Origin of the sequence: Rhodoferax sp., from assembly GCF_028714215.1 — a bacterium.
Lineage (GTDB): Bacteria > Pseudomonadota > Gammaproteobacteria > Burkholderiales > Burkholderiaceae_C > Rhodoferax.
The window spans coordinates 1-20,585 of the sequence record NZ_JAQTMS010000046.1; the positions used below are offsets into that span (position 1 = coordinate 1).

The window sequence follows — 20,585 nt, forward strand, 5'->3', positions numbered from 1 at the left end:
TTCCGGATCGGGCGACATTCACATCGCGACACTCGATGTCGACACGCTGAGCCTGTCGATTTCGGGCAACGGCGACTTTCAGGCCAGCGGACGTGCCGATTCGGTGCAGTCGAGTATCTCGGGTTCCGGCAACATCAAAACGGCCAGGCTGGCCGCCAAAAACGTCCAGCTCAGCATCGCCGGTTCCGGCAATGCGCAAGTTTGGGCCAGCCAGACGCTGTCGGTCAACATTGCCGGCTCGGGAAACGTGGACTACTACGGTGACGCCGCCGTCAGCCGGACGGTGATGGGGTCCGGGCGTATCCGCAAAGTGGCTGCCACACCGACCCCGGGTAGCTGAAACTTGACCTTGCCCCGGCAGCACCTTGCGCCCAGGGCAGGTCGGCAAAAAACCCTATTTCCCCAGATTTTTCGCCTCGCTGGCGAGTTGCGTCAGACGCGGCCAGTCGCCTTGCGCCAACGCGTCCGCCGGTACCAGCCAGGAGCCGCCCACGCACACCACATTGGGTAGCGCCAGAAAATCGCCCGCGTTTTGCTGCGTGATGCCGCCGGTGGGGCAAAACTTCACATCGAAAAACGGGCCACCCCAGGCTTTCAGCATGACGACACCGCCGGCCTGGATGGCGGGAAAGAACTTCAGCGCCGTGAAGCCGTCCTCCATTGCCTGCATGATCTCGCTGCCGGTCGCCACCCCCGGCAGCAGCACCAGACCGGTATCGCGACAGGCCTGGCCCAGCACATGGGTATAACCGGGGCTGACGGCAAAGCGGGCGCCGGCCAGGGCCGCCGCCTGCACATCGGCGATGCCGCGCACCGTGCCGGCGCCGACCACCGCTTCCGGCACCTCCCTGGCAATCGCTTCGATGCAGGCCAGGGCTTGCGCCGTGCGCAAGGTAACCTCCAGCATGCGAATGCCGCCGGCCACCAGCGCACGCGCCATCGGCACCGCATCGGCGACATCGTGCAACACAATCACCGGAATCACCGGGGCGTCCTGCATCACTTGCAGGGCGGTCAACGAGGTCTCGTTATTCATACCGTCTCCCTTAGTTTGGCTGTCCTGAGTGGCAACTTTAGCAGGCCTGCTTAAAACCAGCTAGCGGCGCCGGCTTCGGCGGTCAAGGCATTGCGGCGCATCCCGGCAAACAGTTCGCGACCCAGGCCCAGACCGTTGGCGGCGCGCAGAGCCTCCGGCATCGGCTCAATGGCACGCGCGTTCCACTCGGCCTCACCAACCAGCACTTGCAGCGTACCGGCGCTGGCGTCGAGCCGGATCAGGTCACCGTCGCGCACCTTGGCCAAGGGACCAGCGGCCGCGGCTTCCGGCGAAACGTGGATGGCGGCCGGCACTTTGCCGGAAGCCCCGCTCATGCGCCCATCGGTCACCAGTGCCACCTTGAAGCCCTTGCCCTGCAACACCGCCAGCGGCGGCGTCAGCTTGTGCAGTTCCGGCATGCCATTGGCCTGTGGCCCCTGCCAGCGCACCACGCAAACCACGTCCCGGTTCAATTCATCGGCCTGAAAGGCCCGGTGCAATGCCTCCTGCGAATCGAAGACCCGGCACGGCGCTTCAATCTGGCGCCTGTCATCCGGCACCGCTGAAACCTTGATCACGCTGCGGCCCAGATTGCCCCGCAACAACTTGAGCCCGCCGGTGGCGCTAAAGGGCGCGCTTACCGGTCGCAGCACGGTTTCGTCCTTGCTCTGGCCAGCGGACACCCAATGCAAGGCACCCTGGGCATTGGCCGCCGGAATGCCGGTGTATTCGCGCAGACCACCGGCCCGATTGGTCAGCACGTCGGCGTGCAGGAACCCGGCGTCCAACAGTTCGCGGATCACAAAGCCGGGCCCCCCCGCCGCCTGAAACTGATTTACGTCGGCGCTGCCGTTGGGATAGACACGCGCCAGCAGCGGCACCACCTCGGACAGCGTCGAGAAATCATCCCAATCGATCACAATGCCGGCAGCGCGCGCCACCGCCACCCAGTGAATCAGGTGGTTGGTCGAGCCCCCGGTGGCCAGCAAAACCACCATCGCATTCACAATGCTGCGTTCGTCGACCACACGCCCAATCGGTGGGCATGTGGCCTCCACGCTTGCCACGCCGTGTACTGCGCTGCGGTCCCGATCACCTTGGGGCGGCCCGGCGGTGATCGAGCCCTTGCCGCGCAGCACGGTACGCACCGCCTCGCGCGTCAGTTCCTCACGCAACGCGGCGCCCGGGTTGACGAAGGCAGTGCCGGGCACTTGCAGACCCATCGCTTCGAGCAGCATCTGGTTGCTGTTGGCGGTGCCGTAAAAGGTGCAGGTGCCGGCGCCGTGATAGGCCGCGGACTCGGCTTGCAGCAGCTCGGCGCGCCCCACCAAGCCTTGCGCCGCCTGTTCCCGTACCTTGGCTTTGGCATTGTTGGACAAACCCGAAGTCATCGGCCCGGCCGGCACAAAGACGGTCGGCAAATGGCCGAAATGCAGGGCGCCAATCAACAGGCCGGGAACGATCTTGTCGCACACCCCCAGCAGCAGCGCGCCGTCAAACACATCGTGGCTGAGCGAGACGGCGGTGGCCATGGCGATCACGTCGCGCGAAAACAGGCTCAGTTCCATGGCCGGCGTTCCCTGCGTCACGCCATCGCACATGGCCGGCACGCCGCCCGCCACCTGCGCCGTGGCACCCAGTTGGCGCGCCTCGGCCTTGATGATGTCCGGGTAATGCTGGAACGGCGCATGGGCCGACAGCATGTCGTTGTAGGCGCTGACGATGCCGATATTGGGCGCCCGTTCACTCACCACGCGCAGCTTGTCGTTGGCGGGCAAAGCGGCAAACGCGTGCGCCACGTTGGCACAGCCCATGCGCTCGGCGCCGGGTTTCCGATCGGCGGCAATTGTCAGACGCTCCAGGTAGGCGCTGCGCCTCGCCAGACTGCGTTCACGGATACGGTTGGTGAGAGCTTCGACCGTCGGATGGAGTTTCATGTTTCGTCAAATGTTGGTAACAAAATTACAAACCCAATGGTAACCCGTCCGCGCTGACAAAGAGCGACTCCGGGTTACAAGAGGGTTACCAAAACGGAGACACGGCGTCGGTCAGGATAAGGCTGCAGGTCGCAAGGTCATTTCGATTGCCCTACATTCAAAGATGCCCTCTTGCCAGATGGAGATCCTGATGATTCGACTCTTTGCCTCTTTGACCACAGCCTTGTTCGTGACCGCCTGCGCCGGCATCCCGCCCGGCCCGACGGCATCGGCGCAACTTAAGGCAACCCAGGGCAACAGCGTGACGGGCCAGGTTCAATTTACGCAGTTCGGTGACAAGGTGCTGGTGACTGCGGAAGTCCGAGGACTGGTGCCCAATACCGAGCATGGCTTTCATGTGCATGAAAAAGGCGATTGCTCCAGCGCTGATGGCCTCAGTGCCGGTGGCCATTTCAACCCCGACCGCAAGGCCCACGGCGCGCACGATCAGAGCGAGCACCACGCCGGTGACCTGCCCAGTCTGAAAGCCGACGCCAACGGTACAGCCCTGCTCAGTTTCGAGTCCAGCACACTGTCGGTGGGCGGCGGCAAGGCCGACGTGCTGGGGCGCGGCCTGATCGTGCACCGCGATCCGGACGATTACACAACCCAGCCCACCGGAAACTCGGGCCCGCGCCTGGCCTGCGCCGTGATCGTCAAGACCTGAGCGCAGTTCGTTCTTTCTCCGTCAAGGCAAGCCACCAGCGAGACCGGCTCGCCAATCCCATCATGGCCGCGTACGCTTCGCGCTGGCCGCGGTCTTGGGTGGTATAACCGTCACACGGATGCATTGCTGATCCGCGGATTTCAGGTATTTTCGGGAGAGGCGCGATGAACCACCGGGGCTTTGGCAAACGGCTGGCGCAGGAACTGCCGCGCTGGCAAAAAGAAGGCTGGGTGAGCGCCGAGGGTGGGCAGGCGATCCTCGCCGACCTTGGCAAACGCCAGCCGGCAGTGGCATGGGCTTCCGCACTGGCACTGGCCGGCGCTCTGCTGCTGGGCGTCGGCGTCATCACCTGGTTTGCCGCCCACTGGAACGAGATCGGCAAGCTCACCAAGCTCGCTCTCATCTTCCTCGCCCTCACAGGCAGTCAGGTCGCGCATGGTCTGTGCCTGACGCGCGCCACGCTGCCAAAACTGGCGCAGGGCATGGCGCTGCTCTCGGTGCTGTTCTTCGGCGCCGCCATCATGCTGATCGGGCAGATTTACCACATCGATGCGCATTTTCCCGACGGCATCGCATTGTGGGCGGCCGGCGCGCTGCTGACGGCGTGGCTGCTTGGCTCACAGCCGGCCTTGCTGGCGTCGATCGCGCTGGCTGCCTTGTGGACCTGGACCGAGCAGTTCGACTACCGTGCCATGAACTGGCCGCTGCTGGTCTATCTGGCACTCGCCGCCGTGCCGCTCTTTCGCAACGACTGGAAGATCGCTGCGCGCGGCTGGGGCGCCCTGTTCATTCTCTGGATCATCGGCTGGCATTTCCAGCCCTGGAGCGGCGGCGTTTGGGAAGCGCAGGCGCACCTTCGCCTGTTCGCGCTGCAGGTTCTTGGCATCGCCGGCAGCTGGGCGTTGGCACAGTCCAGTGAGCATCCCATCGCGCGCGCCGTGCGCACTGATTTTCTGCTCGCCGCGCTGATCGGTGCTTTCGTTTTCACCTTCCCCGAGTTTGGCCGACGCCAGGCCCAGCCGACGGGCGAGTTGGCGCCCTGGCTGGTCGCCTTCGGAGTTACCGCGGCGCTCTACGCCGTGGCTATCCTGCGCCTGGTTCGAACCAGCGAACTGGCGGCCGGGCGGCTGCGCATGGGCCTTGCGCTGGCGCTGGGCTTCGCCTTGCTGCTGGCGCTCGAGCTGATCGTGCCACGCGCCGGCAGCCTGGCAGCGCTGTGCTGGAACGCCCTCTTTCTGGGCCTGCTGTACTGGATCGGGGATCTCGGCATGCGCCGTGGCGAGCGCGCGCTGCTGAACTACGCCTTCACCGGTTTTGCAGTGTGGGTGCTGGCCCGCTACTTCGACACCTTCTGGTCGCTGTTCGATCGCGCTCTTTTCTTCATGACCGGCGGCCTGTTGCTGCTGGCCGGTGGCGGCTGGCTGGAGCGCAGGCGCAGGACGCTGTTACGCCAGCTTGAGAACGGAGCGCCATCATGAAGCTGTGGCCGAAGATCGTGCTGCTGCTGGCAGTTCAGGTCGCCGCGCTGGCGGCGATGATTGCCGACAAGCAGTGGACACTCAACACCGGCACGCCGGTCCTGCTGCAAACCGAACCGGTCGATCCGCGTTCGCTGTTCATGGGCGATTACGCACGCCTGGCCTATCCGATCAGCCGGCTGCGCCTGGACGGCGAGACAGCGCTCGGCGGCGACAAGGACTTCAAACGCCACGACACGGTCTGGGTCGCACTCAAAGCAGAGCCGGACGGTGCCAAAGCGGTCGCCGTGCATCACCAGCGCAACGCCATTGCGCCTGGCCTGCTGGCACTCAAAGGCGAGGTGCAGTCGGTCAACGAAAGCACCTGGGACCGCGCGACCAACCAGCCCGTCAGGCAAATCACCTTGCAGGTGCGCTACGGCATCGAGCAGTACTTCGTGGCGGAAGGCGCTGGCAGACAGATCGAGCGGCCACGGGGCGGCGAGAAGGTCTCGATTCGCGTCGCCATCGATGCACGCGGCAAAGCGGGCATCCTGGCCGTGCTGCTCGACGGCAGGGAACGTTACCGGGAAACGCTGTTCTGACCTGCCTATACTTCTGGCATGACCTCCATTGCCCATCTCCGAAAAAGCTACGAACGCGCCGAACTCAGTGAAGACGCCTCGCACGCCGATCCGCTGCTGCAGTTTGAACAATGGCTGCACGAAGCCATCAGCGCTGAAATACCCGAACCGAATGCCATGACGGTGGCCACGGTGGCCAGCGACCTGCGTCCCAGCACCCGCGTGGTGCTGATCAAGGGCTACGACCAGCGCGGCATCACCTGGTTCACCAACTACGAGAGCCGCAAAGGTCAGGAACTGGCCGGCAACCCCTATGCCGCCCTGCAATTTCACTGGGTCGAGCTGGAACGGGTGGTGCGCATCGAGGGTCTGGTGGAGAAAGTCAGTGAGGAAGAAAGCGACACCTATTTTCACAGCCGGCCGCTCGATTCACGCATCGGCGCCTGGGCCTCGCCGCAGAGCCAGGTCATCAGCGGGCGCGCCGTGCTGGTCGCCAACGCCGCCAAATACGGCGCCAAGTTCTTGCTGAACCCGCCACGCCCGCCGCACTGGGGCGGCTACCGCCTGCGACCCGACAACTGGCAATTCTGGCAAGGCCGCAAGAGCCGTCTGCACGACCGCTTGCGCTACACCTTGAGCGACGCCGTCAACCCTGCCAGCGACCCGGTATGGTTGCGCGAACGGCTGGCGCCCTGAGCGGCGTCGAACAGCGCGCCCTCAAGCCGCACCCAGCAGCGCCATCACCAGCGTAACCGTCAGCAAGGCCAGCGCGGTGGAGACCGCAACGCTGGCGGTCACCAATTCCTGCGCCACCTGGTAGCGCTGCGAAAACAGAAACACATTGGCGCCGATCGGCATGGAGGCCGCCACAATCATCACCGACAGCGACAGTCCGCTCAAGCCCAGCGACCAGCTCAAGGCGGCCACCAGCGCCGGGAACGCCAGATTCTTGATGAGGGCCAAACCGAGCGCATCCTTGAGATGGTCGCCGACCCGCACATAAGTCAAGGTGACACCCACCAGCAGCAGCGCAATCGGCCCGAACGCGTTGCTCAACAGCAGCAAGGGCTTGTCCAGCAACGCCGGAATCACCAGCCCGGTCTGGGCAAACAACAGCCCGACGATGATCGGCAAGGGCACCGGGTGAATGATGCCGTTGCGCACGGCGGCCAGCACCGTCAGCAGCATGTGCCGGCTGCCCTGCTGGCCGGCGGCCGCGGCCTCGCGCGCCACCGCCAGTTCCAGCACCACGGTGGCCAGCGTCAGCAGCACCAGGGCATGCACCGATATCAGCGTGAACAGCATCACCAGCCCGGCCTGGCCATAAGCCAGACCGACCAGCGGCACCCCTATCATGACGGTGTTGCTGAAGGTCGCCGCCAGCGCCAGCACGGTACCCCGGCGCGTCGCGCCGTGCCAGACCAGCATGGCCGCAAACAGCACGGCGGCGGCCACAAAATACATCGCTACCGGTTTGAAGTCGAGTTGCTCCACGTGAACCGTGCTCATGGTGCGAAACAGCAGCGCCGGCGTCAGCACCATGAAGACCAGATTGGTCAGGTCTTTGATCGCCTCGGCCCGTATCCAGCCGGCGCGACCGGCGATGAAACCAATGGCAATCAGCAACACCACCGGCAACAGGGAAGAGATAACCGGATGGGTCACGGCAGGCGATCAGGCAAGCAACGCTACTTGACGTTGACAGCGTCCGTGATGCGGTAGTACAGACCGTAGGGGTCGTCCTCCAGCACCGCGAACTTGCCTTCCACCGCCACCGGCTCCAGCGAATATTTGACTGCCGTTTTGGTGAAAACTTCGACCATGCTCTCGGGACCGCCAGGCACGCAGAAAGAACAGGTCAAGGGCACCGAACTGAGCAAAAAGTGCTTTTGCTTCTCGCCCGGTTCCAGCGGCATCATGAAGCCCTGAACCCGCTGCAAGCGGAAATGCAGAGCCAGTTGCTGGGCGTTGAAAACCGGGCGCGGTCCTTTGCTGGTATCGCGCATCTTGACCGCCGTCAGCAGCGACCACGGCACCACGTCGGCGCGCTGCGGCAAGGGTGCGAACGGGCTGTTGGGGCTGTGAACGCCCGGCCCGCTACCGGCCACAACGCCGGCCGGTAGCGGCGGCGCTGGCGGCGCCGCGCCAGCCATGGGCGGCAGACCCGCCGCCAGCGACACAAGCATGGCAAACAACCGGATTGACAACTGTTTCATGAGGGCGTTTCCAACAAGCTATTGCGATTGTAGAAGTTCGAGCACGCTGACGCGGTAGGCACCCCATGCCGGCAGCGCCGCCGCCGCCAGCGCCACGCCCAAAGCGAGTGCCGGCACCCAGAGCAGTTCCAGCGGCCAGACCGGTCCGCCAATCAGCAAGGAGTTGTCCAGTTGCAGCAGCCAACCCAGCAAAGCCGCCAAGGCCTGGCCCAGCGCCAGTCCCAGCAAGGCCGCCAGCAAACCCTGCCACAGCGCCTCGGTCAGCAGCAGGGACGCCACCTTGAAGGGCGGCGCACCCAGCATGCGCAGCAGCGCCAGGTCGCCGCGGCGTTCGCGCAGGGCTCCCCACAAGGCGATGAACACGCTCAAACCGGCGCTCAGCAACAACACGCCGGCCAGCGCCCGCAAGACATCGATGCCAAGGCCCAGCATGCTGAGCAGCCGGGTGATCTCCAGCGCCGGTGCCGCCGCCTGCATCACTGTGTGGCTGTTGATGTAGCGCGGCAAAGTCATGGCCGCCAGGGGCGTCTTGTAGCGTATCAGCGCCAGGGTGACTTCGTGTTCCTCCGGCTTGGCCGGGCCGGTGTCGGCAGCAGCTGCGCCATGGCTTTCATGCACCTCCCAAACGGAGGCGGTGTCGGTCAGAATCAGCCGGTCCAGCACGCTGGCGCTGGGCGCCAGGATACCGACCACCGAATAATGGCTGTGCTCGTGCGCATCGCCGCCCGCGCCCAGGCCGTGCGAGCCGACAAAACTGCTGCCCACCGCCAGGCCCAGTTTGCGCGCCGCCGTGGCGCCCAGCACCACCTGCATGGGCGCCTGCCACAGGGCACCTTGCGCCAGCACAGCCTGGTAGTTGGCCAGGTAGGCATGCGAGCTGCCGACGATGCGGAAACCCTGGTAGCTGTCGCCCAGGCTGATAGGAATGATGCTGGCCACCAGCGGCTGCGCCTGCAAGGCCTGCACCGCCGTCAGGGGAATGTTGCCGGGTGGCACGTCGATGTGAAAGACGCCCGACAGAATCAGTTGCATCGGGCTGCCTTTGGCTCCCACGACCAGGTCGATGCCCACCAGGTCGCGCTCAAAAGCCTTGCTCAGCTGATGGCTGACCAGCAACAGAAAAGTGATCGACGCCAGCCCCAGGCTCAACAACAACAGGTTCAGCGCCGCGCCCAGGGGTCGCGACCAGAGATAGCGCCAGGCCAGTGCAATGGTCTTCATTTCAGCATCGTTCCAGACGGCTGGGAGTGCCGCGCCAGCCGCAGGCTCTGAAAGCCGACCTGACCGTTGGCAGCCGACGGAATCAGGGTCGCCACGCGGGCGTCGTGGGTGGCGATGACCAACGTGGCAGCGTGCTTGTGGGCGGTGGCCAGCAGCAGGCCAACGGCATCGGCGGCGGCCTGGTCGTCCAGACTGGCGGTAGGTTCATCGGCCAGGATCACGCGCGGTTCCAGTAGCACGGCGCGCGCCAGTGCCACCCGCTGCGCCTGGCCACCGGAGAGCTGCGCCGGCTTGCGCCGCGCCAACGCCTGCACGCCCAAGGTGCGCAAGGCGGATTCGATGCGCTGGAGGTCTTCCGGTTGGCCGCTGGCCCATTGCGCCAGCGCCAGGTTCTGCTGCACGCTAAGTGCCGGACTGAGTTGCATTTTTTGCGGTAAAAAACCGATGGTCCTGGCACGCCAGGCGTCGGCAGCTACATTTTTAAGAGCATCCAGGGATTGCTCGGCGACCGTCAGTTGTCCGGCGCTGGGCGCCATCAGCGCTGCCGCCAGTGCCAGCCAGGTCGACTTGCCGCATCCGGAGGGGCCACTGAGCAGCAGCACCGTACCCTGAGGCACTTCCACGTCCGGAAACGCCAAGGTGGGGCCATTCGGGTAGCGGTAAGTCAGTTGACTGGTACGGATCACGTTGCTGCGCTCCAGGGCCGGTTCAATGCAGATTCGCAAAAGCCTCGAACTCACTGACAGGCAGCGGTCGGCTGAAAAAATAACCCTGGTGCGCATGGCAACCCTGGCTCGCCAGAAAATCCCGTTGCGCCTCGGTCTCGACACCCTCCGCGATCACTGCCAGGCCCAGACTTCCGGCCAGCACCACCACCATTTTTGCGATGGCCGCGTCGTTCGCATCGGTCAGTACATTTCTGACGAAGCCCTGGTCGATTTTGAGTTGATCCAGCGGCAAGCGCTTGAGGTACGCCAGTGACGAATAGCCGGTGCCGAAGTCGTCCAGCGAGAAGCCGATGCCTTTGCCTTTGAGCGCCGTCATCTTGCTGATCACGTCTTCCACGCCCGCCACCAGCATCCCTTCAGTCAGTTCCAGCTTGAGCCGCTGCGGCTTGGCACCGGTGTGCTCCAGCACCAGCAGCACCATATCGACGAAGTCAGGCTGTTGAAACTGGCGCGCGCTGACATTCACCGCCAGCGTCAGATGGGCCATCTCCGGGCGGCGCCCCCACAAGGCCAATTGGGTGCAGGCGGTCTCCAGCACCCAGCGGCCCAGCGGCAGAATCAAACCGGTTTCCTCGGCCAGGTGAATGAACTCCACCGGCGATACCACGCCGCGTTGTGGATGCTGCCAGCGCACCAGCGCTTCGCTGCCGGTCACGTGCCCGTTGCTGTCGACCTGCGCCTGGTAATGGAGCAGGAACTGATTTCTCTCCAGCGCCTCGCGCAAACCGGTCTCCAGCGCGGCGCGTGCCGACACCACGGCTTGCATCAGCGGGTCGTAAAAGCGCAAGGTGTTGCGTCCGGCCGCCTTGGCCTGGTACATCGCCAGATCGGCCCGCTTCAAGGGCTCGGTCAGAAGCTCGTGCGGGTCGCCGCCAAACAAGGTGATGCCGATGCTGGGCGTGATGTGGTACTCGTGACTGCCGAGAAGGTAAATATGGTTCAGTGCCGAGAGCATTTTCTCGCCCACCGTTTCGGCCTGGGTCACGGCTTCCGCTGTGCTCCCGCTCAGATCTTCCAGCATCACCACAAATTCATCACCACCCAGACGGGCCACCGTGTCGCCGTCACGGATGCAGGCGCTCAGCCGCTGGGCCACCTGCTCCAGCAACAGGTCGCCCTGATGATGGCCCAGCGTGTCGTTGAGGGTCTTGAAATCGTCCAGATCGACAAACAAAAGCGCCCCCTTGCGCTGGTGGCGGACGCTGTTGACCATGGCGACTTCCAGCCGGTCCAGCAACAGCCGGCGATTCGGCAGGGCCGTCAAGGGATCGTAGAAAGCCAGATTCTTGATCTGGTCCTCGGCCGTCTTTCGGGCGCTGATGTCGCTGAAGCTGGCAACGTAGTGGGTGGTCTGCCCGGCCTCATTTTTCACCGCCGTGGTGGTGAGCCACTCCGGGAATACCTCGCCGTTCTTGTGCCGGTTCCAGATTTCACCCTGCCATTTGCCGGTCACCGCAATGCTGTGCCACATGGCGTCAAAAAAAGCCGCGTCGTGGCGACCGGAACTCAGCAGACTGGGGGTCTGTCCGACAGCTTCTTCCGGCCGGTAGCCGGTAATCTCGGTGAACGCCAGGTTGACCCGCAAAATCACATTCCGCGCATCGGTCACCATCATGCCCAACTGGGAGTCAAAAGCGGCAGCCGCCACGCGCAAGGCTTCTTCCGATTGCTTGCGCTCGGTGATGTCCGAGACAAAGGCCGTGAAATGGCAGGCATCGCCGGTTTTGATCCGGGTGATCGCCAGTTCCGCCGGAAACTCCTGGCCGTTGCTGCGCAGGGCGGAAACCTCCATGCGGCGGTTCAGAACCTGCTCCTGTCCAATGGCCAGAAATCGGGCCACGCCGTCACGGTGCCGGTCGCGCTGGTGCAGCGGAATGATGGTGTCGTCGAGGGCACGCCCCAGCACTTCATCCCGGTTCCAGCCGAAAATGGTTTCGGCGCGTCGATTCCAGCCGGTGATGCGGCGCTGCGGGTCCATTTCGATGATCGCGTCCAATGCCGTATCCAGAATGCAGCGCAGGCGCAACCGGGTTCCGAACATGGCCCGGTTGGCCTGGCTCGATTGAACCCCAATCAGCAGCAACACCGCCATGCCGCCAAGCAGCGACAAGGCCACCATCTGCTCGACTTGCTTGCCCGTGTACCAGGCCACCACGGCCGGCGGCAACACCGCGGCAATGACAAACACGTGCATCGCAGTGCACTGCGCCGCAAGGGTGTTGATCGCCACCCCGGCGACGGCCATCAAGAGTACCGCAAACAATGCCGACTCGGTACCCACAGCGTATTGCAGCAGCAAGATCGGCGCCAGTGCCCAGGCCGCACCCGCCATTACCGATTGCAGCAGGAACAGCCTGCGCCACAGGGGCAGCGCCGCTTCGGTCGGCGCGGCACGGCGAAAGCCAACCCAGATCAGGTAAGCCGCCGCCACGTTGACGAACATCACAAGCGTCCAGGCCGTCAACAGTGCATGCGGGAAACGCGACCACCACAAGCCCGTCAGGAGCACAGGTAGCACCACCGTCAACACCATGTTGAGCGGCATCCGATCATAGGCAGCGCACAGTAGCTGTCCTTCCACATCGTAGCCCTCGCCCGCTGCGCTGCTGACCGGCTTTATCGCCATCTTGCGTGGGGCAAAAAGAAGTTGAAGTTCATCAAAAATGGAGGCAACAAATGCTTGAGGAGAAAAGACCAATTTCGAATGCAATGCGGCGACTGTATCACCGCGACGGCGACTCTCAGCGGCCGGCGCGCCAAACTCCATCGGCACCCGTGCATGACGTTGCTGGAGTGTTGTTTTTGCCCTATTCCGATCTTCTGCCGACGACCGTGGGGACCTATTTCACCAGGCGTGCAAAAGTCTTGCGGAACTTGGCCACCTTGGGCGCTGCCACCGCCAGGCAATAACCCTGGTTCGGATTTTTCTCAAAATAATCCTGGTGATAGTCCTCGGCCGGCCAGTAGTTGGCCAGCGGCACGACTTCGGTGACGATGGCACTGCGGTAGACGCCGCTTTGCGACATTTCCCGAATCAGTTCCTTGGCCAGCGCTTCCTGCTCCGGTGTCGAAAAGTAGATGCCGCTGCGGTACTGCGTGCCGCTGTCATGGCCCTGCCGGTTGAGGGTGGTGGGGTCGTGGATGAGAAAGAAAATTTCCAGAATTTCGCGCAGGTTGATCCGCTCGGGGTCGAATACCAGCTTGACGACCTCGTTGTGGCCCGTGTCACCGCTGCAGACCTGCGGGTAGCTGGGGTTCAGGGTGTGCCCGTTGCAGTAGCCGCTTTCGACATCGTCAACACCCAGGACCCGCACGAAGACGGCTTCGGTACACCAGAAGCAGCCGCCGCCCAAGGCAACGGTTTGCAAGGAATCTGACACGTTGAATCTCCCATCAAAGCTGTTGGTCGGATCGGCCCTGCGAATCTTACGCGCCGACCGCTACGACACCCCGGGCCAGGGGCTTTGCTCAAATTTACAAGGTATGGCACCCCTGCAATTGACTGTCTGGCAAACAGAAGTTACATTACTAACCAATCAGTCATTAAACCCATGCCCCTCTCCAAGTTCATCTGCAAAGCCAAGTCAGCGGTGCATGCCAAGCGCGAACGCCGCAAGGACGCGCGTCCGGGCGAACTGCTGGCCGCCGCGCTCGACCTGTTTGTCGAAAAAGGCTTTGCCGCGACCCGCGCCGAGGAGGTGGCACACCGCGCCGGCGTCTCAAAAGGCACACTGTTCCTGTATTTTGCGAGCAAGGAAGAGTTGTTCAAGGCGGTGGTTCGGGAGAATATTTCAGGCCACTTCCCGCGCTGGAATGCCGAGTTCGATGCCTTTGAAGGCAGCACCGCCGACATGTTGGCTTATTGCATGAGGATGTGGTGGGCCCATGACGACACCACCAACGCCTCGGGCATCTGCAAACTGATGATGAGCGAGGCCAGCAATTTCCCTGAACTGGCCGCCTTCTATGAACACGAAGTCATACAGCCGGGCAACGAATTGATCAAGCGCATCCTGCAACGCGGCATGGCGCGCGGCGAATTCCGCCCTATCGACATGAAGTACGGGGTCTACACGGTATTGGCCCCCATGCTGTTTCTGGCCTTGTGGAAACACTCGCTGGGCACTTGCTGCACCGCCGACGCGCAGTTGGTGCCCGAGGAATACATCGCGGTGCAGGTCGAGACCATTCTTAACGGTCTTTGCATTCCCAACACCTCTCCAACACAGAAAAATATTTCATCATGACACGCTGGTTGAAATGGGCGCTCGCCGCCCTGGTTGTCGTTTTGCTGGCGGTTGGCGTCGTGCGCGCCCTGTCAAGCCGCAAGGCGCAACAGGAAACCGTTGCCCGGCTGGCCACCGAGCGCGCGCAGACGGTGGTGGAACTGGGCGCCACCGATGTGGTGCAGGTCAAGACGCGCGACCTGGCGCAGGGCTTGGCGATCTCGGGCGCGCTCAAGGCCGTCAATTCAGCGATCGTCAAGGCGCGTGTTGCCGGTGAGTTGCAGGACCTGACGGTGCGCGAAGGCGATACGGTCAAGGCCGGCCAAGTCATCGCCCGGGTCGATGCCAGTGAATACCAGGCGCGCGTGCGCCAGGCGCAGCAACTGGCCGAATCGGCCAAAGCCCAGGTCGACATTGCCCGGCGCAGTTTTGACAACAACCGCTCGCTGGTCGATCAGGGTTTCATCTCCAAGACGGCGCTCGACACCTCGCTGGCCACCCTGGCTGCCACCGAAGCCAGCTTTCGGGCCGCCCAGGCCGGTGTCGAGGTGGCGACCAAATCGCTGGACGATACCGTGCTGCGAGCGCCGCTCAGCGGCCTGGTTTCGCAACGTCTGGCGCAGCCCGGGGAGCGTATTGCGGTGGAAGCCCGGATCGTCGAAATCGTCGATCTCGGTCGACTCGAACTGGAGGCCAGTCTGAGTGCCACCGAATCGATGGACCTGCGACTGGGTCAGAGCGCGGTGCTGCAAATTGAAGGCTCGGCGACACCGGTCACGGCCCGTGTGGTACGCATCAACCCCAGCGCCGTCGCCGGTAGCCGCGCCGTTATCGCCTACCTGGCGGTCGACCCCGTCCCCGGTTTGCGCCAGGGGCTGTTTGCCCAGGGAACGCTGGGCACCGGTCGCCTGCAGGCGCTGGCCGTGCCGCTGAGCGCGGTGCGCACCGACAAGCCGCAACCTTACCTGCAACTGGTCAGCCAGCAGCGGGTGCAGCACCAAACGGTTGAGCTTGGCGCACGGGGCGAGGTCGATGGACAAACCATGGTGGCCATCAAGGGCGTGCCGGAGAACGCCAGGGTGGTGGCCGGCACGGTCGGCACCCTGCGTGACGGCACCGCCGTCAAATTCACGAACCCGGCGACGCCCGCGCCCGGCGGCAAATAGGCCATGTGGTTTACCCGCGTCAGCCTTAAAAACCCGGTCTTCGCCACCATGGTCATGCTGGCCATCGTGGTGCTGGGCCTGTTTTCCTACCAGCGTCTGCAGGTCGACCAGTTTCCCAATGTCGACTTTCCGGTGGTCGTCATCACCACCGAATACCCGGGCGCCTCGCCCGAAATTGTCGAAAGCGAAATCACCAAGAAGATCGAGGAAGGCGTCAACTCGATTGCCGGCATCAACGCCCTGACGTCGCGCAGCTACGAAGGCATGTCGGTTGTCATCATCGAATTCCAGTTGCACATCAACGGCCGCAAGGCGGCCGACGACGTGCGCGAAAAAGTGGCCATCGTGCGCCCCACCCTGCGCACCGAGGTGAAGGAGCCGCGCGTGCTGCGCTTCGATCCGGCCAGCAAGGCGGTCTGGTCGCTGGCGGTGCTGCCGGCGGCCGCGCCAGCGGACGCGAAAACTGCAGTCAAAGCCATGACAGAGGTCGAGCTGACCAACTGGGCCGACCAGACGCTTCGAAAGCGCCTGGAAAATGTGCGCGGCGTCGGTTCCGTGACAGTGGTCGGCGGCACCAAGCGCGAGATCAATATTTACCTCAAGCCGCAGGCGCTGGAGGCCTTTGGCGTCACCCCCGAGCAGGTGGTGGCCGCGGTCAGTTATGAAAATCAGGATCTGCCCATGGGGGCGATCCGTTCGCTGGAGCAGGAGCGCGTGGTCAAGATCCAAGCCCGCATGCAGCGGCCGGAGGATTTTGCCGACATCATCGTTGCCCGCAAGAGCGGTGCGCCGGTGCGCCTGGGCCAGTTGGCGAGCGTGGTCGACGGCGCCCAGGAAACCGACAGTCTGGCGCTCTACAACGGCCAGCGCACCCTGCTGCTGAGTGTGCAGAAGGCGCAGGATGAAAACACCATTGCGGTGATTGACGGCCTGCTCAAAACAGTAGCGACCATGAAGGCGGAACTGCCGCCCGGCGTGCGGCTGGAGCCGGTCTACGACGGCTCGCGGCAAATCCGGGTGGCGGTGGAAAACGTGCGCGAGACGCTGTTTGAAGGCGCTTTGCTGACGATCCTGATCGTGTTCCTGTTTCTCAATTCATGGCGCTCGACGGTAATTACCGGCCTGACGCTGCCGATTGCCCTGATCGGCACCTTCCTGTTCATGAACCTGTTCGGCTTCACCATCAACATGATCACGCTGATGGCGCTCAGCCTGTGTGTCGGCTTGCTGATCGACGATGCCATCGTGGTGCGGGAAAACATCGTGCGCCACGTGCAGATGGGCAAGCAGCCGTACCCGGCGGCGCTGGACGGCACCCAGGAAATCGGTCTGGCGGTGCTGGCCACCACGCTCTCCATCGTCGCCGTCTTCATGCCTATCGGTTTCATGGGCGGCATCATCGGCAAGTTTTTTCACGAGTTCGGTCTCACCATCGTGGCCGCCGTGCTGATCTCGATGTTCGTCAGCTTCACGCTGGACCCGATGCTGTCCTCCATCTGGCACGACCCCAGCATCGAGGCGCATGGCCGCCACGGCCCGCCGGTTACGCTGTACGACAAAACCATAGGCCGCGTCACCGGCTGGTTCGACCACGCCACCGATGTGCTGATCGAAGCCTACCAGGGCATCCTGCGCTGGTCGCTGGTGCACAAGCTCAAAACCTTGTTGCTGGCGCTGGTCATCTTCATCACCAGCATCTTCATGGTGCCGCTGCTGGGCACCGAGTTTGTACCGTCGGCGGATTTTTCGGAAACCTGGCTCAACTTCTATACACCGATGGGCTCCTCGATCGAAGTGACCGAAGCCAAGGTCAAGCAGGTGGAAGGCATTTTGCGCAGCTACCCGGAAGTCGACTACTCGCTGGCGACCCTCAATACGGGCAGCGCGGCGGGCAAGAGCTACGCCAATTTTTATGTCCGCCTGGTGGACCGCAAGAAGCGCACGCGCAGTGTCGACCAGCTGTCATCGGTATTGCGTGAACGTCTGAAACAGGTGCCCGGCATCACCGTCACCCACGTTGGCTTGATGGACCCGGTAGGCGGTCAGAAACAGATCGAGTTTTCACTGCAAGGCCAGGATCTGGCCGAACTCGAACGCATCAGCCGGCTGGTGATGGACAGAATCCGCCCGATTCCCGGCCTGGTGGATCTGGACTCCAGCGTCAAACCGAACAAGCCGACGCTGGAGGTGGCGGTGCGGCGCGACGCCGCCTCCGACTTGGGGCTGGGCATCGGGCCGATTGCCAGCGCCCTGCGCACCCTGGTGGCCGGCCAGACGGTGGGCAACTGGCGCGCGCCGGACGACCAGACCTACGACGTCAATGTTCGCTTGGCGCCCGACGCCCGCAACAGTCCGGATGACTTGCAGCGCCTGCCGTTCACGCTGGGCAGCAATGCCGACGGCAGTCCGCGCATCGTGCGGTTGAACCAGATTGCCGCGGTGACCGAAGCTACCGGCCCGAATCAGATCAACCGGCGCGACATGACACGCGAAGTGGCCATCAACACCAATGTCTATCAGCGCTCGGTCGGCGAGGTTTCCAATGACATCAAGGCGGTGCTCGAAGGCATCTCGTTCCCGCCCGGTTACCGCTACCAGATGGGTGGTTCGACCAAGAACATGGCCGAGTCCTTCGACTATGCGATCTCGGCGCTGATGCTGGCCATCGTCTTCATCTACATGATTCTGGCCAGCCAGTTCAAGAGCTTTTTCCAGCCGTTGGCGCTGATGACGGCGCTGCCGCTTACCTTGATCGGCGTCGTGCTGGCGCTCCTGATGTTTCACTCGACGCTGTCGATGTTCTCCATCATTGGCATCGTGATGCTGATGGGTCTGGTCACCAAGAATGCCATTTTGCTGGTCGACTTTGCGATCCGCGCCCGCGAACCGGGAATCGACGCGGACGGCCGCCGCATCGACGGCATGGAGCGCGGTGCCGCCCTGCTGATGGCGGCCAAGGTCCGGCTGCGGCCGATTCTGATGACCACGCTGGCCATGATTTTCGGCATGTTGCCGCTGGCCTTCGCGCTGTCCGAAGGCTCCGAGCAGCGCGCCCCCATGGGGCAGGCGGTGATCGGCGGCGTCATCACCTCTTCGCTGCTGACTTTGGTGGTGGTACCGGTGGTCTATTGCTACATGGATGATCTGGCTCAATGGCTGCGCCGGCACTGGGGCGGCGCCGAGGCTGCCAACGGGTAAAATTTTGCAGATTTTGTAGAATCCGTTAATATACCCCCCGGAGTACCTAAATGAATATCGAACAAGCCCGCTTCAACATGATCGAACAGCAAATTCGTCCCTGGAACGTCCTGGACGCCGAGGTGCTGCACCTGCTGTCGGTGGTGAAACGTGAAGATTTTGTCCCCTTGGCGCACAAGGCACTGGCCTTTGTCGACATGGAAATCCCCTTGGGCCATGGGCAGTGCATGCTGGCGCCCCGCGTCGAGGCGCGCTTGTTGCAGGACGCGGCAGTTCAAAAACACGAGAAGGTGTTGGAAATCGGCACCGGCTCAGGCTATATGGCGGCGCTGCTGGCGCACCGGGCGCAGCGCGTGATCACGCTGGAAATCAATCCGGAGCTGGCCCAACAGGCGCGCGGCAACCTGCAAAAAGCGGGTATCCACAATGCCGAGGTCAGGCAGGCCGACGGCGCCAAAGAGGTGATGCCGGAAGGTCCCTTCGACGTCATCCTGCTGAGCGGCTCGGTGGCCGAGGTGCCGTCATCGCTGCTGACGCAACTCAAGGTCGGCGGCCGGCTGCTGGCCATCGTGGGCGATGAACCGACCATGCGCGCCACCATCGTCAGCCGCACTAGCGAGACCGAGTTCAAGACCAGTCAACCCTGGGACACGGTGGCGCCGCGCCTGCAAAATTTCCCGACACCCTCGCAGTTTCAATTCTGATTCGCTGCCCGCCGGCGCCCTCCACACCCAATTACCCTGAAGCTCACCATGAAAATGTTCCGTCTGCTCCCTCTGTTCGTCGCCGTCAGTGCAGCCTTGACCGTGCCGGTGCAGGCGCAAAGTCTGGTCGATCTGTACCAATCGGCGCGCGGCTTCGACGCCTCCTACCAGTCGGCCAAGTCGCAGTACGATGCCACCCTGGCCAAGGCTGCGCAAGCCAAGGCCGCCATTCTGCCGACCGCCGGTCTGGCGCTTGGGGTGTCGCGTTCGACGCAGGAAGTGATACCGGACCAAGGCCCCAGCAGCGACCGCGGCTACGGCACCCAGAGCGCCACGCTGAGCCTGTCGCAGCCCTTGTACCGTCCGGCCAACTGGGCCAGTTACCGGCAAGGCCTGAAACAGATCGATCTGGCGCAGGCCCAGTTGCTCAGTGCCGATCAGGATTTGATCGTGCGCGTCAGCCAGGCCTACTTCGACGTGCTGGCCGCGCAGGACAGCCTGACCTTTGTGCAAGCCCAGAAAACGGCGGTGGCCGAGCAACTGGCGTCGGCCAAACGCAACTTCGAGGTGGGCACCTCCACCATCACCGACACACGTGAGGCGCAGGCCCGCTTTGACCTGGTGATCGCCCAGGAAATAGCCGCCGACAACGACTTGCGGGTGAAGAAAATTGCGCTCGATCAACTGGTTGGCAAAAGCAATGTTCAACCCGCCGCCTTGTCGCAACCCTTGACGCTGCCGGCCCTGACGCCCAACGATGTCAATAGCTGGGTGGCGCAGTCCGCAGTGGGCCATCCGGCCATTGCGCAGACCCAGATTGCGCTGGACGTGGCCCAGCTGGAAACGCAAAAAGCGCAGGCCGGCCACAAACCAACAGTGGACCTGGGTGTCAGCTACAACGCCATCAACAACCAGGAAGGCAACAGTTCCGCCGCCATGGGCTCGCGCGTCAATGTCGGCACCATCGGCCTGTCGTTCAACCTGCCGCTGTTTGCCGGCTACTCGATCCAGAACCGTATCAAGGAAACGCTGGCCCTGGAAGAAAAAGCCCGCAATGACCTCGAAGGCAGCAAGCGTGCCGTGGCGCAAGGCACCCGCACCGCCTTCTTCGGCGTGCTCTCGGGCCTGGGCCAGGTCAAGGCGCTGGAAGCGGCCGAGGCTTCCAGCCAGAGCGCGCTGGACGCCAACAAGCTGGGCTACCAGGTGGGCGTGCGCATCAACATCGACGTGCTCAACTCGCAAAGCCAGTTGTTCGACACCAAGGCCAAGCTGGCCAAGGCGCGCTATGACGTGCTGCTGGGCGGCTTGAAGTTGCGCCAGGCCAATGGCACGCTCAAGGCCGACGATCTGCAAAGCGTCAACGCCCTGCTGGCCAAGTAAGCGGTTTGCCAAGCCGGCCTGGCCGG

The 20,585-nt window shown here is 63.4% G+C and carries 18 protein-coding genes; 10 read left to right on the forward strand and 8 right to left on the reverse strand.

Translation table 11 applies throughout. The features are described from left to right. Positions 1 to 340 (forward strand): DUF2807 domain-containing protein (locus tag PHS32_RS18030; protein WP_301080482.1); only part of this gene is annotated, 340 nt, incomplete at its 5' end. A 54-nt stretch (positions 341 to 394) separates the two neighbouring features. Here the strand turns inward: PHS32_RS18030 and eda are convergent. Both eda and edd read right to left on the reverse strand, forming a co-directional pair. After that, positions 395 to 1,036, reverse strand: a complete 642-nt coding sequence (gene eda, locus PHS32_RS18035) for a bifunctional 4-hydroxy-2-oxoglutarate aldolase/2-dehydro-3-deoxy-phosphogluconate aldolase (RefSeq protein ID WP_301080483.1) — start codon at positions 1,034 to 1,036, stop codon at positions 395 to 397. 50 nt (positions 1,037 to 1,086) lie between these two features. Continuing rightward, positions 1,087 to 2,973 (reverse strand): phosphogluconate dehydratase, encoded by a 1,887-nt coding sequence (gene edd / locus PHS32_RS18040; RefSeq protein WP_301080484.1) that lies wholly within the window; start codon positions 2,971 to 2,973, stop codon positions 1,087 to 1,089. Between the two features lie 190 nt (positions 2,974 to 3,163). Between edd and PHS32_RS18045 the strand changes: the two genes are divergently transcribed. From PHS32_RS18045 to pdxH, 4 genes are all read left to right on the forward strand, one after another. Continuing rightward, positions 3,164 to 3,679 carry a superoxide dismutase family protein gene (locus tag PHS32_RS18045; protein ID WP_301080485.1) on the forward strand — a complete coding sequence of 172 codons (516 nt, stop codon included), beginning with the start codon at positions 3,164 to 3,166 and terminating at the stop codon, positions 3,677 to 3,679. A 164-nt stretch (positions 3,680 to 3,843) separates the two neighbouring features. Continuing rightward, a complete protein-coding gene (locus PHS32_RS18050) occupies positions 3,844 to 5,157 on the forward strand; it encodes a DUF2157 domain-containing protein (RefSeq protein ID WP_301080486.1) in 1,314 nt (437 codons plus the stop codon). Next, on the forward strand, positions 5,154 to 5,741 hold the full coding sequence (locus tag PHS32_RS18055) for a GDYXXLXY domain-containing protein (RefSeq protein ID WP_301080487.1): 588 nt from the start codon (positions 5,154 to 5,156) through the stop codon (positions 5,739 to 5,741). The genes PHS32_RS18050 and PHS32_RS18055 overlap by 4 nt, the downstream gene beginning before the upstream one ends. Before the next feature lie 18 nt (positions 5,742 to 5,759). Further along, on the forward strand, positions 5,760 to 6,416 hold the full coding sequence (gene pdxH / locus PHS32_RS18060; RefSeq protein ID WP_301080488.1) for a pyridoxamine 5'-phosphate oxidase: 657 nt from the start codon (positions 5,760 to 5,762) through the stop codon (positions 6,414 to 6,416). 21 nt (positions 6,417 to 6,437) lie between these two features. On the opposite strand, the gene PHS32_RS18065 is transcribed toward pdxH, so the two are convergent. From PHS32_RS18065 to msrA, 6 genes are all read right to left on the reverse strand, one after another. After that, positions 6,438 to 7,385 (reverse strand): AEC family transporter, encoded by a 948-nt coding sequence (locus PHS32_RS18065; RefSeq protein ID WP_301080489.1) that lies wholly within the window; start codon positions 7,383 to 7,385, stop codon positions 6,438 to 6,440. A 23-nt stretch (positions 7,386 to 7,408) separates the two neighbouring features. Continuing rightward, the gene (locus PHS32_RS18070) at positions 7,409 to 7,873 is read right to left on the reverse strand and encodes a hypothetical protein (protein ID WP_301080517.1); all 465 of its coding nucleotides are present in this window, start codon (positions 7,871 to 7,873) and stop codon (positions 7,409 to 7,411) included. Positions 7,874 to 7,954: 81 nt separating this feature from the next. Continuing rightward, on the reverse strand, positions 7,955 to 9,157 hold the full coding sequence (locus PHS32_RS18075; RefSeq protein ID WP_301080490.1) for an FtsX-like permease family protein: 1,203 nt from the start codon (positions 9,155 to 9,157) through the stop codon (positions 7,955 to 7,957). Next, on the reverse strand, positions 9,154 to 9,843 hold the full coding sequence (locus PHS32_RS18080; protein WP_301080518.1) for an ATP-binding cassette domain-containing protein: 690 nt from the start codon (positions 9,841 to 9,843) through the stop codon (positions 9,154 to 9,156). Before PHS32_RS18080 ends, PHS32_RS18075 begins: the two co-directional genes overlap by 4 nt. Positions 9,844 to 9,865: 22 nt before the next feature. Then, positions 9,866 to 12,511, reverse strand: a complete 2,646-nt coding sequence (locus PHS32_RS18085; protein ID WP_301080491.1) for an EAL domain-containing protein — start codon at positions 12,509 to 12,511, stop codon at positions 9,866 to 9,868. A gap of 214 nt (positions 12,512 to 12,725) precedes the next feature. Next, on the reverse strand, positions 12,726 to 13,265 hold the full coding sequence (gene msrA / locus PHS32_RS18090; protein WP_301080492.1) for a peptide-methionine (S)-S-oxide reductase MsrA: 540 nt from the start codon (positions 13,263 to 13,265) through the stop codon (positions 12,726 to 12,728). Positions 13,266 to 13,436: 171 nt separating this feature from the next. On the opposite strand from msrA, the gene PHS32_RS18095 reads away from it, so the two are divergent. The 5 genes from PHS32_RS18095 to PHS32_RS18115 are packed head-to-tail and all read left to right on the forward strand — an operon-like array spanning position 13,437 to position 20,559. Further along, positions 13,437 to 14,132, forward strand: coding sequence for a TetR/AcrR family transcriptional regulator (locus PHS32_RS18095; protein WP_301080493.1), 696 nt, complete (start codon positions 13,437 to 13,439; stop codon positions 14,130 to 14,132). Then, the gene (locus PHS32_RS18100; RefSeq protein ID WP_301080494.1) at positions 14,129 to 15,277 is read left to right on the forward strand and encodes an efflux RND transporter periplasmic adaptor subunit; all 1,149 of its coding nucleotides are present in this window, start codon (positions 14,129 to 14,131) and stop codon (positions 15,275 to 15,277) included. Before PHS32_RS18095 ends, PHS32_RS18100 begins: the two co-directional genes overlap by 4 nt. A gap of 3 nt (positions 15,278 to 15,280) precedes the next feature. Beyond that, positions 15,281 to 18,475 carry an efflux RND transporter permease subunit gene (locus PHS32_RS18105; protein ID WP_301080495.1) on the forward strand — a complete coding sequence of 1,065 codons (3,195 nt, stop codon included), beginning with the start codon at positions 15,281 to 15,283 and terminating at the stop codon, positions 18,473 to 18,475. A gap of 50 nt (positions 18,476 to 18,525) precedes the next feature. Continuing rightward, complete coding sequence (locus tag PHS32_RS18110; RefSeq protein WP_301080496.1) at positions 18,526 to 19,179, forward strand: protein-L-isoaspartate O-methyltransferase; 654 nt, start codon at positions 18,526 to 18,528, stop codon at positions 19,177 to 19,179. Between the two features lie 54 nt (positions 19,180 to 19,233). Beyond that, on the forward strand, positions 19,234 to 20,559 hold the full coding sequence (locus PHS32_RS18115; RefSeq protein WP_301080519.1) for a TolC family outer membrane protein: 1,326 nt from the start codon (positions 19,234 to 19,236) through the stop codon (positions 20,557 to 20,559). The last annotated feature ends 26 nt before the right edge of the window (positions 20,560 to 20,585 follow it).